This is a genomic window from Desulfovermiculus halophilus DSM 18834, assembly GCF_000620765.1.
Taxonomy (GTDB): domain Bacteria; phylum Desulfobacterota; class Desulfovibrionia; order Desulfovibrionales; family Desulfothermaceae; genus Desulfovermiculus; species Desulfovermiculus halophilus.
Genome location: NZ_JIAK01000006.1, coordinates 200,274 through 216,973 on the forward strand (window position 1 = coordinate 200,274; position 16,700 = coordinate 216,973).

Annotated in this window: 11 protein-coding genes; 10 read left to right on the forward strand and 1 reads right to left on the reverse strand. The window is 60.9% G+C overall.

The features are described 5' to 3' along the window. Positions 1 to 76 precede the first annotated feature (76 nt). From N902_RS0103410 to N902_RS16195, 10 genes are all read left to right on the forward strand, one after another. Positions 77 to 337: a sarcosine oxidase subunit delta gene (locus tag N902_RS0103410; protein ID WP_027369793.1), complete on the forward strand. Its 261-nt coding sequence runs from the start codon at positions 77 to 79 to the stop codon at positions 335 to 337. Further along, positions 334 to 3,249: a 2Fe-2S iron-sulfur cluster-binding protein gene (locus N902_RS0103415; RefSeq protein WP_027369794.1), complete on the forward strand. Its 2,916-nt coding sequence runs from the start codon at positions 334 to 336 to the stop codon at positions 3,247 to 3,249. Before N902_RS0103410 ends, N902_RS0103415 begins: the two co-directional genes overlap by 4 nt. Positions 3,250 to 3,467: 218 nt before the next feature. Next, positions 3,468 to 4,097, forward strand: a complete 630-nt coding sequence (locus N902_RS0103425; RefSeq protein WP_027369795.1) for an aminomethyltransferase family protein — start codon at positions 3,468 to 3,470, stop codon at positions 4,095 to 4,097. An 8-nt stretch (positions 4,098 to 4,105) separates the two neighbouring features. Next, complete coding sequence (locus N902_RS16190) at positions 4,106 to 5,434, forward strand: MmgE/PrpD family protein (RefSeq protein ID WP_161635149.1); 1,329 nt, start codon at positions 4,106 to 4,108, stop codon at positions 5,432 to 5,434. A 241-nt stretch (positions 5,435 to 5,675) separates the two neighbouring features. After that, positions 5,676 to 6,824 (forward strand): ABC transporter ATP-binding protein, encoded by a 1,149-nt coding sequence (locus tag N902_RS0103435; protein ID WP_027369796.1) that lies wholly within the window; start codon positions 5,676 to 5,678, stop codon positions 6,822 to 6,824. A 12-nt stretch (positions 6,825 to 6,836) separates the two neighbouring features. Further along, positions 6,837 to 7,508, forward strand: a complete 672-nt coding sequence (locus N902_RS0103440) for an ABC transporter permease (protein WP_027369797.1) — start codon at positions 6,837 to 6,839, stop codon at positions 7,506 to 7,508. Then, on the forward strand, positions 7,501 to 8,235 hold the full coding sequence (locus tag N902_RS0103445) for an ABC transporter permease (protein WP_027369798.1): 735 nt from the start codon (positions 7,501 to 7,503) through the stop codon (positions 8,233 to 8,235). Before N902_RS0103440 ends, N902_RS0103445 begins: the two co-directional genes overlap by 8 nt. Positions 8,236 to 8,292: 57 nt before the next feature. Continuing rightward, positions 8,293 to 9,204, forward strand: a complete 912-nt coding sequence (locus N902_RS0103450) for a glycine betaine ABC transporter substrate-binding protein (RefSeq protein WP_208596255.1) — start codon at positions 8,293 to 8,295, stop codon at positions 9,202 to 9,204. 97 nt (positions 9,205 to 9,301) lie between these two features. Further along, a complete protein-coding gene (locus N902_RS0103455; RefSeq protein ID WP_027369800.1) occupies positions 9,302 to 13,810 on the forward strand; it encodes an SIS domain-containing protein in 4,509 nt (1,502 codons plus the stop codon). Positions 13,811 to 14,089: 279 nt separating this feature from the next. Continuing rightward, complete coding sequence (locus N902_RS16195; RefSeq protein WP_034621489.1) at positions 14,090 to 14,311, forward strand: hypothetical protein; 222 nt, start codon at positions 14,090 to 14,092, stop codon at positions 14,309 to 14,311. Between the two features lies 1 nt (position 14,312). Here N902_RS16195 and N902_RS16200 read toward each other — a convergent pair whose 3' ends face one another. Continuing rightward, on the reverse strand, positions 14,313 to 16,670 hold the full coding sequence (locus N902_RS16200; protein ID WP_051564215.1) for a helicase-related protein: 2,358 nt from the start codon (positions 16,668 to 16,670) through the stop codon (positions 14,313 to 14,315). Positions 16,671 to 16,700 lie beyond the last annotated feature (30 nt).

Consider the following 16,700-nt stretch of genomic DNA (forward strand, 5'->3'; position numbering starts at 1 on the left):
TCAGCTCCGCCTCTGGCGGAAGTTTGTCCCCCGTCATTACACCCGACACCTGACACCAGAAAACAGAGGTGTTTTCATGGCTTTGATGATCACTTGCCCGGTTTGCGGCAGACGAAATGGATACGAGTTCCGCTACGGCGGAGAGGACAAGGGGGCCTACCCCTGGGGACAGGATATGGATCCCAGGCAGTGGGCGGAATATGTACACATGAACTCCTGTACGGCCGGGGTTCAGAAAGAATGGTGGTACCACCGGGACGGCTGCGGGAGCTGGTTCACCATCTTCCGGGATACGGTGGCCAATGTAGAGGTGGAAAATCCGGAGGAGAGAACATGAAACGGCTGACCAACATGCCCACGCTGCGGGTTAATCCTCAGGGAACGATCCCCTTTGTGTACAAGAAGGAGACCTTTTTCGGCCTGGAGGGCGACAGCCTGGCCACCGCCCTGTTTGCCAACGGGGTCCGGGTCTACGGCCGCAGCCTGAAATACCACCGTCCCCGGGGGCTGTACAGCCTGGATGGGGAATGCAGCAACACCATGATGGAGGTAAACGGGATCCCCAATGTGCGGACCGAGACCACCCAGCTCACCGACCGGCAGAGGGTCAGGGAGCAAAACGTCAAGGGGTCGGCGCAACGGGACCTGATGGGGATCATGGATCGTTTTGACTGGTGCATGCCGGCCGGGTTCTACTATAAGACCATGCACAAGCCGGCCAAAATATGGCCCCTGGCCATGAAGGTGGTTCGCCGCGCGGCCGGGCTGGGACGGCTGGATCCGGATCTTGAGGTTGGGGGAACCTATGACGAGCTCTACCCCGGGGCCGATGTCTGCGTCGTGGGCGGAGGACCGTCCGGGATGTGTGCAGCATTGGAGGCTGCGGACCAGGGATTGCGGGTGATCATCCTCGAGGCCAGGCCCTGGCTGGGCGGCTTTTTCGACTACCGGTCCGCGGTCTCGGCCCAGGGCCAGCCCCTGTACCAACGGGGCAGGGATTTGACGGCACAGGTCAGAGAGCGGGCCAATATCCGGGTTTTTACCCGGACCTCCATGGTCGGGGCCTACACAGACAACCTGATCACCGCTTTCCAGCAGGGTGGGCCCAAAGACGGCTTTGAGCAGCGCTACATCGAGATCCGGGCTCAAAGCCTGGTTGTAGCCACCGGCTGCCGGGAACGGCCCCTGCTGTTTGAGAACAATGAGCGGCCCGGAGTGATGCAGGTCGGCTGCGCCCATCGGCTGGCCAAGACCTACGGCCTTCTGCCCGGAACCCAGGCCGTGTTTTCCGTGGGGCACGATCTGGGACTGGAAGCGGCTTTGGATCTTCACGATCTGGGGCTTGGAATCCAGGCTGTGGCCGACTGCAGAGAAGAGGGCCAGGACCCGGATCTTGTGCAGGGCCTCAGAGAACGAAACATCCCCTTTTACCCCGGGTGGGTGGCCCAGGAGGCACTGGGCCGGCCCACAGTGAACGGGGCACGGATCAGCAGCATCGAAGGCACTGTCACCCGGGAGGTGGCCTGCGATGTCCTGGTCGCCTCCGCAGGGCTGACCCCGGTGACTGATCCCTTGAGCCTGATCCAGTCCAGGTTCGAGTTTGATCAGCAGACCGGGTATTTTCTGCCTGTTGCCTACCCGGCCGGAGTATTTCCCGCCGGCCGGCTGTGGGGCCTGGACCACGCAGGAAGCATCGAGGCCTCCGGACGGCTGGCCGGTCTGCAGGCTGCATCATTTTGCGGCCGGGACTGCGGGCAGGAACTGGAAGCCGCCGGGCAGGCCATGGACGCACTGCCCGGTCCTGGTTCCGGGTCCAAGCTGGTCATTGCTCCGGTTTCCGGACGCAAAAGCTTTGTCTGTTTCGACGAGGATGTGAGCGTAAAGAACATCAAACAGGCCCTGGCCCAGGGCTTTGACGTCCCGGAGCTGATCAAGCGCTTCAGCTCCGCAGGCACCGGCCCCGGACAGGGGGGCATTCCGGGGCACAACCTTCCCCTTCTGGTGGCCAAGCACAAGGCAGAACCGTTTTCCAGCGTGCGCCCGACCACGGTCCGTCCGCCCCTTTGCCCGGTCCCGCTGGTCACTTATGCCGGGAGCACCCATGAGATGACCAAGCGGACCCCGATTCACGACATCCAGGTCCGGGAAGGGGGTGTCTTTCGCCGGGCCGGGGTCTGGAAGCGGGCCAGATACTTCTCCCCGGACCTGGACGTAGGCCCGGAGGTGGCCAATGTGCGCACCAACGTCGGCATGCTGGATGCCTCCACCCTGGGCAACTTCCGGATCCACGGCCCGGATGCGGAAAAGGCCCTGCAGCGGGTGTATGTGGGAGACATGTCCAGGATCCGGCCGGGGCGGATCAAGTACTCAGCCATGTGCAACCACGACGGGTGCGTGATCGATGACGGGGTGGTCTGGCAGGTGGGCGAGAACGACTATATGTTCACCACCTCCAGCGGCCGGGCCGGAGCCACAGTGGAGTGGATCCGGTACCATACCCGCTACGAGGACTGGGATTTTCATCTGGTCAATCTGACAGACGGGATCGGGGTGATCAATCTGGCCGGACCCAAGGCCAGGGAAGTGCTGGAGAAGGTGACCGAGGCCGACGTCTCCAACCAGGCCTTCTCCTTTGCCCAGTGGATGGACTTTGATCTGCGGATCGGCGTTCCGGTCCGGGCCATGCGCCTGGGGTTTGTGGGTGAGCTGTCCTATGAGCTGCATGTGCCGTCCTCGTACATGGCCGCGGCCTGGGAGGAGCTGAGCCGGGCCGGTCGGGATCTGGGCATCAATCCCTACGGGGTGGAGGCCCAGAACATCCTGCGCATGGAGAAGGGCCACGTTATTTTGGGCCAGGAGTCCGAACAGAGGACCAATCTTTTGGACCTGGGCCTGGGCTTTTTGTGGGCCAGAAACAAGGATATCGCGGCTGTGGGCGAGGATGCCCTGCGCCAGGCGGAGAGCGATCCCAGCCGGCTGAAGCTGGTCGGGATCCAGATGGAGAAAGCCGATCATGTGCCCGGAGACGGGTGCGTGATCGTGGACGACCGGGTCATCGGGTACATCGGGACCATTCGGCACAGTGCGACCATGGGTTCGGTCATCGGCATGGCCCTGGTCCAAGGCCCCTATTCCCGGGAAGGGACCAGGCTGGCCGTGTATGAAAACGAATGCCAGGGGGAGCTGCAGTACGCGACTGTGACCGCAATGCCCTTTTATGATCCCCAAGGGAAGCGGATGCGGATGTAGCGGCGAGTACAAAAGCAGGTAATGCACTTGCGAGATGTCAGTCGCGCCATGGCATGATCAGAAGTCAGAGATCAGTAAGAAACAGAACTACAAGCATCTTTCATATCTTTTGACCGCGGAACACGCGGAATACACGGGAGGAAGGAGAATGGCCCTTTGAAAAACATCCCGTTTTCTGCATCTTCCGTGTAGTTCGCGAATTACAAAGGAAAGCCACTATGTCCCACGCATACAGAACCTCTCCGGTCCACTTCGATGCCTTGCCGGTGCAAAGCCACGAACAGGAAGGCTGGACTGTGGTCACGGAGTACGCGGATGAACAGGACGGTCCCTGGCTTGTCGACCTCTCCCATCTGCCCAGGTGGGATGTCCAGGATCGGGACCTGAGCAGGTTTCGCCCCTGCGGACTGGAGATTCCGGAAACCCCCGGCCAGTGTCGGCTGGGGGAGAATGCCCTCATCAACCGAATGAATCGGACCCAGGCCGCTGTCTGGCATCTGGGGCCGGGTGGAGAGGACATGCCCGAGGACCGTGCGTATACCGACATCCGGGAAAACACCCTCTGCCTGGCCCTTGTGGGGCCGCAGTCCCTGGCGGTCTCGGAAAAGGTGTCTAGCTTGGATCTGGCTGACCCGAAGCGGACCTCTCCCTGTCTGATCCAGGGGCCCTTGGCCCACGTGCCCTGCCAGATAGCCCTCCTGGGCCTGGATCCGGAACGGGAAGGCTTTGCGTTCACCTGTTCCCGGGGCTATGCCCGGGATGTGGTCCGTACCCTGCTGGAAGCAGGGGAGGAGTTTGGCCTGCGTCCGGCCGGGGAGAAGCGGTTGCTCTCATTTCTCAGGTCATGAGAGGGCTGGTGGATCCGGTCGCCTTTATCCATGACCTGGACTGGGATGCCTTGCCTACCCGGATCCAGGCCCAGGCCAGGCGCTGCCTGCTGGATACCGTGGGTGTGGCCTTCAGCGGGAGCCAGACAGAGCTGTCCAGGATAATCTATGCTCATGTCCGGGAGGCGTACGCAGGGCAGGGGAGCAGGCTCTGGCTGAACGGAACGGAGGTGTCCAAGCCCGGGGCGGCCCTGGCTCACGGGATGACCGTCGACGCCCTGGATATGCACGACGGACATCCGGTGACCAAAGGACATGCCGGTGCGGCCGTGGTTCCAGCCCTGTTTGCCGCGCTCTCGCCCAGGGGGGAGACCGGGGTGAGCGGCCGGGAGCTTCTCACTGCCCTGGCAGTGGGGTATGAAGTCGCCCTGCGGGCCGGTATCGCCCTGCACGCCACCTCCCCGGACTACCACAGCTCCGGGGCCTGGAACGCCCTGGGCTGTGCTGCGGCCTGCTCCCGGCTTTGGGGACTAAATTGTGATCAGACCAGGCACGCCCTGGGGATTGCCGAGTACCACGGCCCCAGATCACAGATGATGCGCTGCATCGATCATCCGACCATGCTCAAGGACGGGTCCGGATGGAGGGCCATGACCGGGGTCAGCGCGGCCATGCTGGCCAGATCTGGATTCACCGGGGCTCCGGCCCTGACTGTGGACGGGGATGCGGTCCGTGAGATCTGGTCCACCTTGGGGAATGCCTGGGAGATGGACAATCTGTACTTCAAGCCCCATGCCATCTGTCGCTGGGCCCAGCCGGCAGTCGAAGGACTGCTTCAGGTGCAGGCAAAACATTGTATTTCGCCTCAAAATATGTTCAGGATAGATGTGCGCACCTTTCATCACGGAGTCTGCCTTTCTGGGAGGACGCCGGAGAATACGGAGCAGGCCCAGTACAGCCTTGAGTACCCCCTGGCTGCAGCCGCGTATGCCGGCAGGCTGGGGCCCAGTGAGCTGTGCGCCGAAGTGCTGGGGGAGGAACGGGTATGTGCCCTGGCTGCGCGAATACACGTGGTGGAAGATCCTGAGATGAGTGCCCGCTTTCCGCAGGAGCGCCGGGCCAGGGTGCAGGTGACCACGAGTGACGGCCACCTATTCGACTCCGGGCTGGTGCAGGCCAGATGGGACGCGGAAGATCCCCCCAGTGACCAGGAGCTGGGGGAAAAGTTCCGTTCTGTGGTTCACGGGGTTGTCCCCGGGCGGCGGGCCGCAGAGCTCGAACGGCTTGTGGGACGGTGTGCAGAGCTTGACGAGGTGAACGCGCTGTTGCGGATTCTGACAGCGGAAGAAGGTCACTGAAGTTTGGCCAGGGCTGAACACCCGCACGCCCGGAGCCGATGAATCGATTCAAGGCTGATGGCCTGGATGCTGTACAGGCAAGACACTGCGGCTGTCCACGCAGATCGCCTGGATACTTTGAGGGTAAAAACATGTAGATGCATGTATATGTGCTTGACGAAGCACATGGTGTAACCTACAGTTACTGTGGAAATGACAGGCAGATTCCGAGCTCTGAAGGGGAGAAGGAGGTCCAGAGCAAATGATAACCTATGAGAATGTGACCAAGATATTTGGATCCGGGCCTGATGCAGTCACTGCTTTGCGAGATGTGTCCTTTGAGATAGAAAAAGGGAATCTGGTCATTTTCTTAGGTCCCTCGGGATGCGGAAAAACGACCCTCTTGCGGATGACCAACCGGCTGCTGGCCATTACCCGGGGAAAAATCACAGTTGACGGACAGGACATCATGAGCGTGGACCAGGTCAAGCTCCGACGAACCATGGGCTACGCCATTCAGCAGATCGGTCTGTTTCCAAACAAGACCATCGCGGACAATATCGCCACCGTGCCCAAGCTTCTGGGCTGGAAAAAGCAGGACATCCAGGAGCGGGTGGACGAGCTTTTGAGCATGGTCCAGCTGGAGCCGGCGGCCTTTCGAAACCGCTATCCCGCCGAGCTCTCAGGGGGGCAGCAGCAGCGGATCGGGGTAGCCAGGTGCCTGGCCGCGAATCCGGACATCCTGCTCATGGACGAGCCCTTTGGAGCCATTGATCCCATCAACCGGGAGGAGATTCAGAACGAGTTCCTCCGCCTGCAGCGCAAGCTGAAAAAGACCATTGCCTTTGTCACCCACGATATCCATGAAGCGATCAAAATGGGGGACAAGATTGCCATCTTTTCCGAGGGCCGATTGGAGCAGTACAATAATCCGGAAACCATCCTGGCTCAGCCCAAGAATCAGTATATTGCCGATTTTGTGGGCGCTGACCGGGCCCTGAAGATAATGGGCCTGATCCATGTGCACGAGGTCATGGACCGCAGCCCGGACAATGTGGTCCAGGGAGACACAACAGCCCAAGAGGCTCTGCAGTTTTTGGAAGAGCACGATTTCCGCCACCTGGTGGTCCTGAGAAAGGGCAAGGCCATCGGGTATGTGCACAGGCGGCATCTGCGGGAGGAGCATTCGCCGGTCAAGGAGCTGGCGGTGCCCTATCCGGTCCGGGTGGACCAGGACATGGCCTTAAAAGACGTCATGTCCTTCATGCTCATGCACGACATGCGGGTTCTGGCGGTTATGGACGAGGAAGGCAATTTTGCCGGCACAATCGCCTACGATCATATCCAGAAGCGGATATTGGAAATGTATTCCGGGGAAGAGACGGAATCAGGCAGGCAAAACCCTAGCTGAGGCGGTGTCCAGATGATGGTATGGGACTATATAGTCAACAATACCCCTAAGTGTATTGAGTTGACCCTGGAGCACATATTCATTGTCGGCATGGCCTGTTCCCTGGCCATTGTGATCGGGGTGCCCATCGGGATCGCCATTACCCGGAACAAGAGTCTGGCCAGCAAGGTACTGAACACGGCCAATATCTTCATGACCACCCCGTCAATAGCCCTGTTCGGGATCATGATCCCCTTACTGGCTCCGTTCGGTTACGGCCTGGGCAAGCTTCCAGCCATCATTGCCCTTGTTCTGTACAGCCAGCTGCCGATCATCCGGAACACGTATGTGGCTATTCAGAATGTCCCCCCGGAGATCGTGGATGCCGGGCGGGGGCTGGGGATGACCAGCTGGCAGAGGCTGCGGGAGATAGAGATCCCCCTGGCCGTCCCGGTGATCATCGCTGGACTGCGCACGGCCGCGGTTATGAGCATCGGGATCGCGGCCATTGCCGCATATATCGGAGCAGGAGGGCTGGGGGTGCTCATCCAGCAGGGCATCGGCCGCTCCTATGAACCGATGATTCTGACTGGAGCCGTCCTGGTTTCTGTCCTGGCCGTCTTCGTGGACGGGTTCATGGCCGGACTGGAGCATATGGTGACCCCCCAAGGAATCAAAGTGGGCAGGAGGTTGCGGCATGGCTAGCATTCTGACCCGGGTGTATCGTCTCATTTTGGTCCTTTTGCTGTTGACAGCCGGAGTGCTCCTGGATCGGACCGGGATGCTTGAATACATGGCCGATCCGTACGAGTTTGCCTATGTACTGGCCTTGGCCCGTCAGCATGTGGTCATGGTGGCGGTGGCCATGCTCCTGGCCACCCTGCTCGGAGTCGGGGTGGGCATTATCTTCACCCGGGCCAGGATGAAGAAATACGCCGGCATCGTCATGTACATCGTCGGCCTGGGGCAGACCATTCCCTCCCTGGCTGTTCTGGCCATTGTCATGAGCTTCATGGGCATTGGGTTCGAGCCGGCTGTTTTCGCTTTGTTCGTCTACTCGGTTCTGCCCATTGCCAGGAACACCCTGGCCGGGATCAATTCCGTGCCCAACTGGCTCTTGGACGCGGCCAGGGGCATGGGCATGAACAACCGTCAGATCCTGTGGCACGTGGAACTGCCCAACGCCATGCAGGTCATGCTCACCGGGTTTCGGGTCTCTCTGGTTATCTGTATCGGAACGGCGGCCCTGGCCTTTCTGATCGGGGCCGGCGGGCTCGGGGAGCAGATCTTTATGGGCATTGACCTGATGCGCACGGATAAGCTCCTGGCCGGAGCCATACCCACCATCCTCCTGGCCCTGCTGGCGGATTATCTGTGCGAGTTCCTGGGGCTTGTGCTTATTTCCAGGGGCCTGCGGCTGGAGCAGGCTTGATGGTGCTCACACTGCATATTGTGTTCATTATCACATAAACCGAAGAGGAGGTGTGCTATGTCCATGCATAAACTGCTGGTAACAAGTCTTGGAGTCCTGCTTGGGCTCTGCCTGCTGGTTCCCGGCCAGGCCCTGGCCAAAAAGGAGATTGCAGTCGGAGGCAAGAACTTTACCGAACAGTACATCCTGGCCAATTTTGCCAAGGTCCTGCTGGAGGAAAACGGATTCGACGTAACCATGAAGACCGGGGTGGGCTCCACGGTCTGCCGTCAGTCCCTGGAGCACGGACAGATCGATATGTACTTCGAGTACACCGGAACCGGCTACACCGTCTTCTTGAAGCAGGACGACAAGGAAATCATGAGTGATAAGCAAAAGGTGTACGAGTATGTTCGAAAAGCGGATGCCGAGAATGGACTGATCTGGCTGGAGCCTTTGCAGTTCAACAACACCTACACCCTGCTCATGCGCAAGGACCAGGCCCAAGAGCTGGGGATATCTTCCATCAGCGATCTGGCCCAGTATATGAATGAAAATCCGGATGAACTGACCATCGGGGTCAATTCCGAGTTTTGGGCCCGTCCGGACGGCTTCAAGCCCCTGATGCGGCTCTATGACTTCCGGGTCCCCTACGGCAAGGTGCGCAAGATGGACTCCGGACTGGTCTACCAGGCCCTGCGGGACGGAAACGTGGATGTCTCCATGGGCTTTGCCACTGACGGACGGATCGCGGCCTTTGGTTTTATCACCCTGGCGGACGACAAAAGCTACTTTCCAACCTATAATCCGTGCCCGGTGGTCCGTGAGGATGCCCTGGAAAAGTACCCTGAGCTGAAAGAGATCTTCCAGCCTCTGTCCGAGAAGCTGACCACCGAGGAAATGCAGAAGCTGAACGCCAAGGTGGATCTGGAAAACAAGGATGAAGAAAAGACCGCCCGGGATTGGCTGAAGGCCAACGGCCTGATCTAGTTCATGCGGTTGCTGCGGATGCAGTTTCATGCCCAAAAGCCGGAGTTCTCTCCGGCTTTTGCTTTGTCTTTTAGCAGACCGAAGATATGGATAACCAATGTGCGGCATAGTCGTTTACTGGGGGCAGGCGGAGAATCCGCTGACCCGAATTCTCACCGGGATGTGGTCCATTATTTACCGAGCCCCGGACAGCACCGGGGTAGGCGTGTTCGGGGACGAGCTGGAGCCAGTGCGGACCAGGAAGGCCGTGGGCTCAGTCATTGAGCTGGTTCAGAGCCTGAACCGCCGGCCGCTGACCGTGCGCACCGGTGCGGAGCTGATCTCCTGCTTCGTCTCCCCGGATTCTGGACCCGAGGGGGTCCGTGAAGGGCAGCGCCGCCTTGTGCACTTCGAGGGATTGCCGCTGGAGGCATGCACCCGGATACATAACGGGGATGTCTCTCCCCCCGCCTGGTCCGAGCTGCAGGATGAGCAGGAAGGCCGACGGCTGGATCCGGGCATGCCGGGTGCTCCAGGGGCGGAAAGCGGATTTCGGATCACATCTGCCCAGGACCTGCGGCAAATGATTCAGACCTGCATAGTGGACCTTGATCTCCCCCCGCTGGTGGTCAAGTCCATTCTGGCCCATACCCTGGGCGAGACCCTGGAGCAGATGTCCGCAGAAGGGGCCTTGCCTCTGGCCGTGTCCAGCGTCCTTGAGGACTGGGAACGTCTGTTCGAGGGACTGGTCGAGCAGGGCCGCCCGTTGCGCCCTCTGCGGGAAGAGCAGGGGATTTCCGGCCGTCCGGCCTATGCCCGCCGCTATCTCTGGCAGGCCCTGGTCAGGACCAGGTTGTACATTCCCGCCGACTATGACCGGGACGGGGTCCGGCATCTGTTTCGCCTCCTGGACTCTTTGGTCCTGAGCCGTGTGGCCCACAGCGGCCGGATGAGCGAGGGGATACAGGATATCTTTGTCCAGCTCCAAACCGGGAAGAAGCTTCCCGGACTGCACTGGCAGAGCCTGTACCGAGCTGAACGGGCCCTCAATGTCTACGGCCTGGCTGCCGCAGCCGCGTATATCCATGTTCAGCAGGAGGAGGCCTCCAAGTTCGGCCGGGTGGCGCCGCCCTGGGCCGGCAGCTCTCCGGGGCAGACCCATCCCCGGCTTTTGCAGGCCGTCAGTCAGCCTGTCCTGGCCCACGGGCGATGGGCCATTCAATCCCAGGTCACCCTGAGCAATACGCATCCTTTTCTGGATCAGGAGGGGATGCGCTGTGCCTGCGTCAACGGACAGTTCAGCACTGAGGTCGAGTCCCGGGTCCGGCAGTTTCTGACCCGGGTGGCCGGAATTCATCTGCGCAGCGAGAACTCGACGGAATACTTCGCCCAGCTCTGGGGGCTGTACGCCAAGGTCCTCTCCCGGGAGCAGTCCAGATACGATGCCGTCCGCCAGCAGGTCTTGCTGGGGCTGGACGACCTGGCCGTGGGCAGCCAGGCCATTGATCATCAGGTCTACAAACGTCTGCAGGGAGCCAGTGCCGAGGAGATCGAGGAGCTGGCCTTTGTCCAGGCCATGCGGGTCATGATCCAGGACGGCGGGCAGGTGGCCGTGGCCGGAATCAGCCTTGTTGCCCCCAGTCGGGTCTTTGCCGCCAGCCACAACCGTCCGGTGTTTGTGGTCCAGCGGCCGGAGACCGACGAGTTCATGCTGGTCTCGGATGTGAATGCCGCTCTGGGCCTCTTTCCCCAGAGCATGATCCAGGAAGAAGCCGGAAAGCTGCAGCGGCTGATGGAGGATCAGTCTCAGGCTTCCCTGGTCATGGCGCCAAAGGGCAATGCGAAGACCGAATCCCAAAAGAGGCAGGAGGCCGTGCTGGACCGATTTCAGGTCCAGGTCGTGCCCCTGGAGGGCGAGGAGCTCCTGGCCCGGATCACCAGCCGCTGGCATGGGGAGCAGTGCAGGCGGGAAGTGAGCATTGCCGATCTGGACGGCCGGGAGCAGGGGGAGATCGAACCCTTCACCACCCGCTTGTCCCCGATCCAGATCAAGCGCAACCTGAACCAGACCTTTTATCAGACCCATGTGCAGGAGATCCCGGACCGGCTGCGGGAGATACTCGGCGCCTATCTCCCCCCGGATGGGCATCCGGATTTGGCCGGTTTGCCGGTCCGGATGCGCCTGCTCAGGCGACGGTTCGGGCAGGGACTGACCTCTTTGCGCCGCATTTTCCTTGTCGGCATGGGCACCTCCTATCATGTGGCGGCCATGGCCAAGAGCCTGATTCAGGAGCTGGTCCCGGATCTGCCGGTGGTGGTCCAAAGCCCGGTGGAAATCGAAAGCGTGGCCAAGAGCATCAATCCGGACCGGGACCTGGTCCTCATGCTCAGCTGGTCCGGAACAACCTCGGATATGGTGCAATTGGCCAAGGACCTGCACAGCAACCACATAGCCGCGGTGGGAATCACGGAGAAGCCATTCGCCGATCTGGGCCTGGTCCTGCGCAAAAGCGGCGGCGTTGTTCCGGCCATGAGCGGGGAGGAGGTGACTGTCAGCGGGGTGAAGAGCATGCTCTGCATGCTCATGTGCACGGAGCTCTTGGCTCTGGCCCTGCTCAGCGAGCTGGGCTACGGGCGCAAGGCCGCGGCTGTGGGACGGCGGCTGCATGACCTGCCCCGGGTGCTGGCCGATATGCTGGAGGATGAGTCCTACCGGCACTGGAGCAAGCAGCAGTGCAAGGCCTTTGCCCAGAGCCTGTGCCACCTGGTCGTGGATGCCCAGCACTCGGTGGGGGCTGGAACAGAAATAGCCCTGAAGCTGGAGGAGAGCAGCTGGACGTCCATGGGCAAGACCTTTGACTTCCGGGATGTCGAACCGCACATCTTCGACAGGTGGAATGCGGACAACCTGGTTGTGGTCAATGCCACCAACCGGGCCAGGCTGCAGGAGTCCATCGCCTGCATGCGGACCCTGACCGCCCGGGATGTGCCTTTTGTGTGCACAACCTTTGAGCACGAGGATCTGGACACGATCCGCGGGTTGTGCGGGTCGCGGGTACTGACTCTGCCCAAGGTCGACGATCTGGTCCAGCCCTTTGTGGATCTGTTTTTCTATCTTCAGTTCGGCTTGGATTACGGTCTGGCCCATGGACGCCAGCCCGGGGATTTCCCCCGGAACAGGGCCAAGTCGGTGACTGCCAGCCGCAGCCGGCCTCAGGCCATTCCCGGGCCGTCCAAGGAAGCGGCTGCTCTGCACAGGGTGAACGAGGCCTGGCTGTCCTCTGGTCTGCAGACGCGGACAGAAAACAGGGACGAGCCATCACTCTGGGAACAGCAGCAGGCCCAGCAATGGGAAGGGAGGATTTACCGGGACCTGCGCACCCTGTCCGGGATTTTGGCCCGGAAGGACGCTTTGAGCCGGCTCATGGTCAGGCCGGGGCAGGCGGTGCGGGATCTGGCCGAGATGCTCTGGGAGCAGCTGGCAGTGGATGGAGAGATGGTCTTTCTGCCCCTGGACAAGGCGGCTGAGGCCACAGCCAGGACTGTGGCCAAGCAATGGTCCGCGCTGCTGGCCTGTCCTATCCGGGTGGACTCGCCAGGAGCCAGCCTGCGGGCCCCGGGGGAAGACGCCCTTATCGTCTTTCTGGCCTCTCAGGTGCCGGAAGACTACGTCCTGGAAGGATTTCTGCCCGACGTATCCTCCAACTGCCTGTGGATCGGGCCGCAGCTGCAGGAACGGTTCGCCCGGGCCTTTGACCGGGTGTCCGGGTACGCGCCGCTTCAGGCCCAGGAGCTGTATTGCCGCCAGGATGTCCTGTACGCCGCCCTGTCCTTGTTCTTCATCTCCATCTGGGAGCAGAAGGCCCCGGACAAGGCCCGCATCCTGCGCCGGCACTTCGGCCTGGCCGGGATGATGGTCGATGCGGTCCAAAACGATGCCGGTCTGCACGCTGATCTGGTCCGGGCGGTGGCGGACAATCGGGACTACCTGACCGCTTTGTTCATCGGTCCGGCCACCGGGAACGGGCTGGCCTGGGTGCAGCGATTCGACCAGCACGGCGGCAAGCTCGTGGAGTGGTATCCCTTCGGGGCCAGCTCGCACGGCCCCTTGGTCACGGTGGACAACAGGGTGGGCGAGAAGTTCGTCGCACTGGGGCCTCGGGAGGAGCTGCTGGCCGCGTATGGGGAGGGCCAGGTGCGGGCCTGGGAAGAAGCCTATTGTGGGGGCCGGTCCATACAGCAGGTTTGGGCGGATGCCGGACCGGAGCTGCAATCGGCGCCGGTCTCCCCGTTTTTTGCCCAGGGGCAGTGGTTTTTGCCCCAGCTCAAGCCGGGCTACGACTGCCGGCAGGACAATCTGATCTTCATCGACGCCTGTTCTGAGCGGACCTTTGGCCAGGCCTTGGACGAGCTGGCCACTTTCGGATGCCGGTTCGCCCGGATGACGCTCATTTCCCAGGCCGCCTTCACCCGGCAGGGCAAGCTCTCCAGCTTTATTCCCCATCCGATCAGCCATCTGCTGCTTCTGCCCGACCTGGGGGCTCCGATTTCAGACTATCTCCTGCCCTTTGCCCATACCTTGTTGAGCACGGCCATGGCCGCTCAGAGTTTGGAACAATTGACCTGATCACTATCAACAGTATAGAATTATACATCAATGACTTTTGAAATAGTGAGTCATATACATCAGGTTGAGCTTATTGCCCAGGGTGCTGGGATTAAGGAGATAAGGAGGCTGCAAAGGACGTACGGGCGGGGCAATTGGAAGAAAAAGAAGGGCATTGCATATATCCGCCATTCATCAGGTAATATAAGGTTAGCTGAGCTTCATTGGTATGAAGCTCACGGCATTGGAAAGAAGGAAATTAAGCGCAAAAGATATTTGGAATAAAAGATGAGTACATCAATGAAAACATTCTCTAGATTTGTAGTCTGTATCAATAATTCAGATTATCCTTCTTCCTTGGAGTTACACAAAATTTATCCTGTTCTTGAGGATCAAAACCTCGAAGTAGAAGATATTCGGATTATTGATGAGAGCGGAGAGGATTATATATATCCTTCTTCATATTTTGTTGACATCCAAGTTCCTGATCTAGTTAAAAAATCTATGGCAGAGACAGCATAATTTAATCCACAACCACTGTCCGGCTTTTGTCCCGAAAGCGAACCCGCCATTTGTTCCCCCAGGCCGGGAGCTCCCGCCGCGTGGGCGGAGTCTTGCGCACTCCCCCGGTCTTGATCAGCAAAATCTCCTGCTTTTCCGGATAATAGGAGACTTCTACACTCATGTTCTCCAGGGTCAGGCCGCGGGGATAGCTGCGCTCAAAACGTTCCCGCTCCCAATCCGGAATTCCCGCAAAAGACAGATCATCCGGCTCTAAGAGGGAGAGGTCCGCACTCTCTTGCAGGCCGATTTCCTGGAGCTTGTCAGTCAGCCACTGGTCGGCATCCACGTATTCCCCCGGGCAAAAGCCCACATGCACAGCCAGGTTCCAGGCCCGGACCTCTCGGGTAATCCACTCCCCGGCCGGGTGCAGGATGCTGCCCTCCAGGATCAGCCGGCTCACGGCCAGGCAAAGCTCGTGGCCCTGAGGTTCGCGCCGTTCGATGCGCACTGTGCGTCCGGCCACGCTCCAGGTCTGCTCCAGCCAGATGTTGTCCCCGTCCCATACTGGAACAGGTGACGAGGGGGTGCCGACCCGGACTTGGGAAATAAGCTGGGTATCCACAGGAGCGAGACAGGTCCCCACATTGAGAGTCTGGCTCGTGCCCTTGCCCGGAACGCTGTGCAGATCAAAGACCAGGGCAGCGGCCTCTTTCTTGGGCATCCGGGACTGGCTTGCGATCTGGATCTCCAAATGGTCGTTGCCCATGGCTTGAGGGCGCTTCACCCGGCGCATGAACAGCAGCTCCGGCGCCGCCCGCATAACCGCTGTAAGAAAATGCTTTCTGGGCAGCCCTTGCGCGCCGCTGCGGGGCGGCAGTCTGCACAGATCCCGCAGCTGATCGGCAATCGCCCGGGCTTCCCGCAGAGGTCCGGAGAGGACCTTGAGCCGGGCTGGAGGGGTGCTGCGCAGGCAACGGATCAGGGTCAAGGCATCGCATTCCTCAGGGGCGAAGCGTTTCAGGGTTTCCTGTTCCCGGTCCGGAGGCAGCCCGGGTAGAATCCGGCCCTGAGCCGAAAGGGCGGCGGCCAGGTCAACCATCATGGCCTGGGTGGCCGGATCGGGCATGGCCATGATCAGATGGGCCAGAAGGGGGTCCACCGGCAGGCGGATAAAGGCCCGGCCGTGATCGGTGATCCGGCCTGATGCATCCACGGCCTGCATGGCCAAAAGACGGGATCGGGCCTGATCCAGGGCGGATTGGGGCAGAGGCTCGGGGAACTCCAGATCCTCGATTATGTGTCCGCAGGCTGCGGCCGTGAGCACCAAATCGGTTATGTCTTCGCGCAGGACTTCCGGCGGGGTGGAGGGCTCCAGCTTGGCCTGCCTGCCCCACAGCCGGAGGCACTGTCCCGGTCCGAGACGCCCGGCCCGCCCGGCGCGCTGGTCTGCCGAGGCCTGGGAGATGACCGACAGGCCGAGCACGGTGCGTCCGTTGCGCCGGAAAGTTCGCCGTTCCAGGCCGGAATCGATCACCGCCCGGACCGAGGGCAGGGTCAGGGAGGTCTCGGCTACGTTGGTGGCCAGGATGATCCGCTGCTTCTCAGACGGGGTGAGCACCGCGTCCTGGATGGCACTGTCAGTGGATGCGTGCAGACCAATGACCCGGTCCGGGGGCAGGCGTTTGTCCAAAAGGGCCTTGGCTGCCTGGATCTCTCCCCGCCCGGGGAGAAAGACCAATACGTCTCCTTCCGGGGTCTGGTCCAGAACCCGGTTCACAGCCTTGGCCACCCGTTGATCCAGGTGTTTGCTCCGGGGAAGAGCGGTGTTTTCAGCATAATCGGTGCGCACCGGGTAGGAGGGATCCTCGGCCGCAAGGCTTGTCCCCTGCACGTACCCGGCCAGCTCCGGACCGGCAAAGGTGGCCGAGGTCAGAACCACCCGCCTGGCATCGGCCCGGAGCAGGGCCAGGAGAAGATCCATATCCCAGCGCCGTTCGTGGAACTCGTCCAGGATGACGGTGGCGAACCCGGACAGCTTTGTATCCGCGTACCAGCGCAGGGCAATGCCCGGGGTAACGAAGATCAGCTCTGACTCGGGGCTGTATGTGGTCTCAAAACGGGTGGCGAACCCGATTTCCTGTCCCAGGCTGACTCCATGTGTGCAGGCCAGATAACGGGCCAGGGACCGGCAGACCATGCGCCTGGGTTCCACCACCAGAACTCTGCCTATCTCCCGGGCCCAGACCGGCAGGCGGGTGGATTTTCCGGTCCCGGTGGGGGCCTGGACCACCACCGGGCCTTGGGCCAGGGCGGAGAGGAACTGGGGCTTTAACGATTCAAAACTGCTGGTTTTTTCGGTGTGTGTTCTGGGTAACATGGGGCCGAGGGTAAAGGGCAGGGAAATATA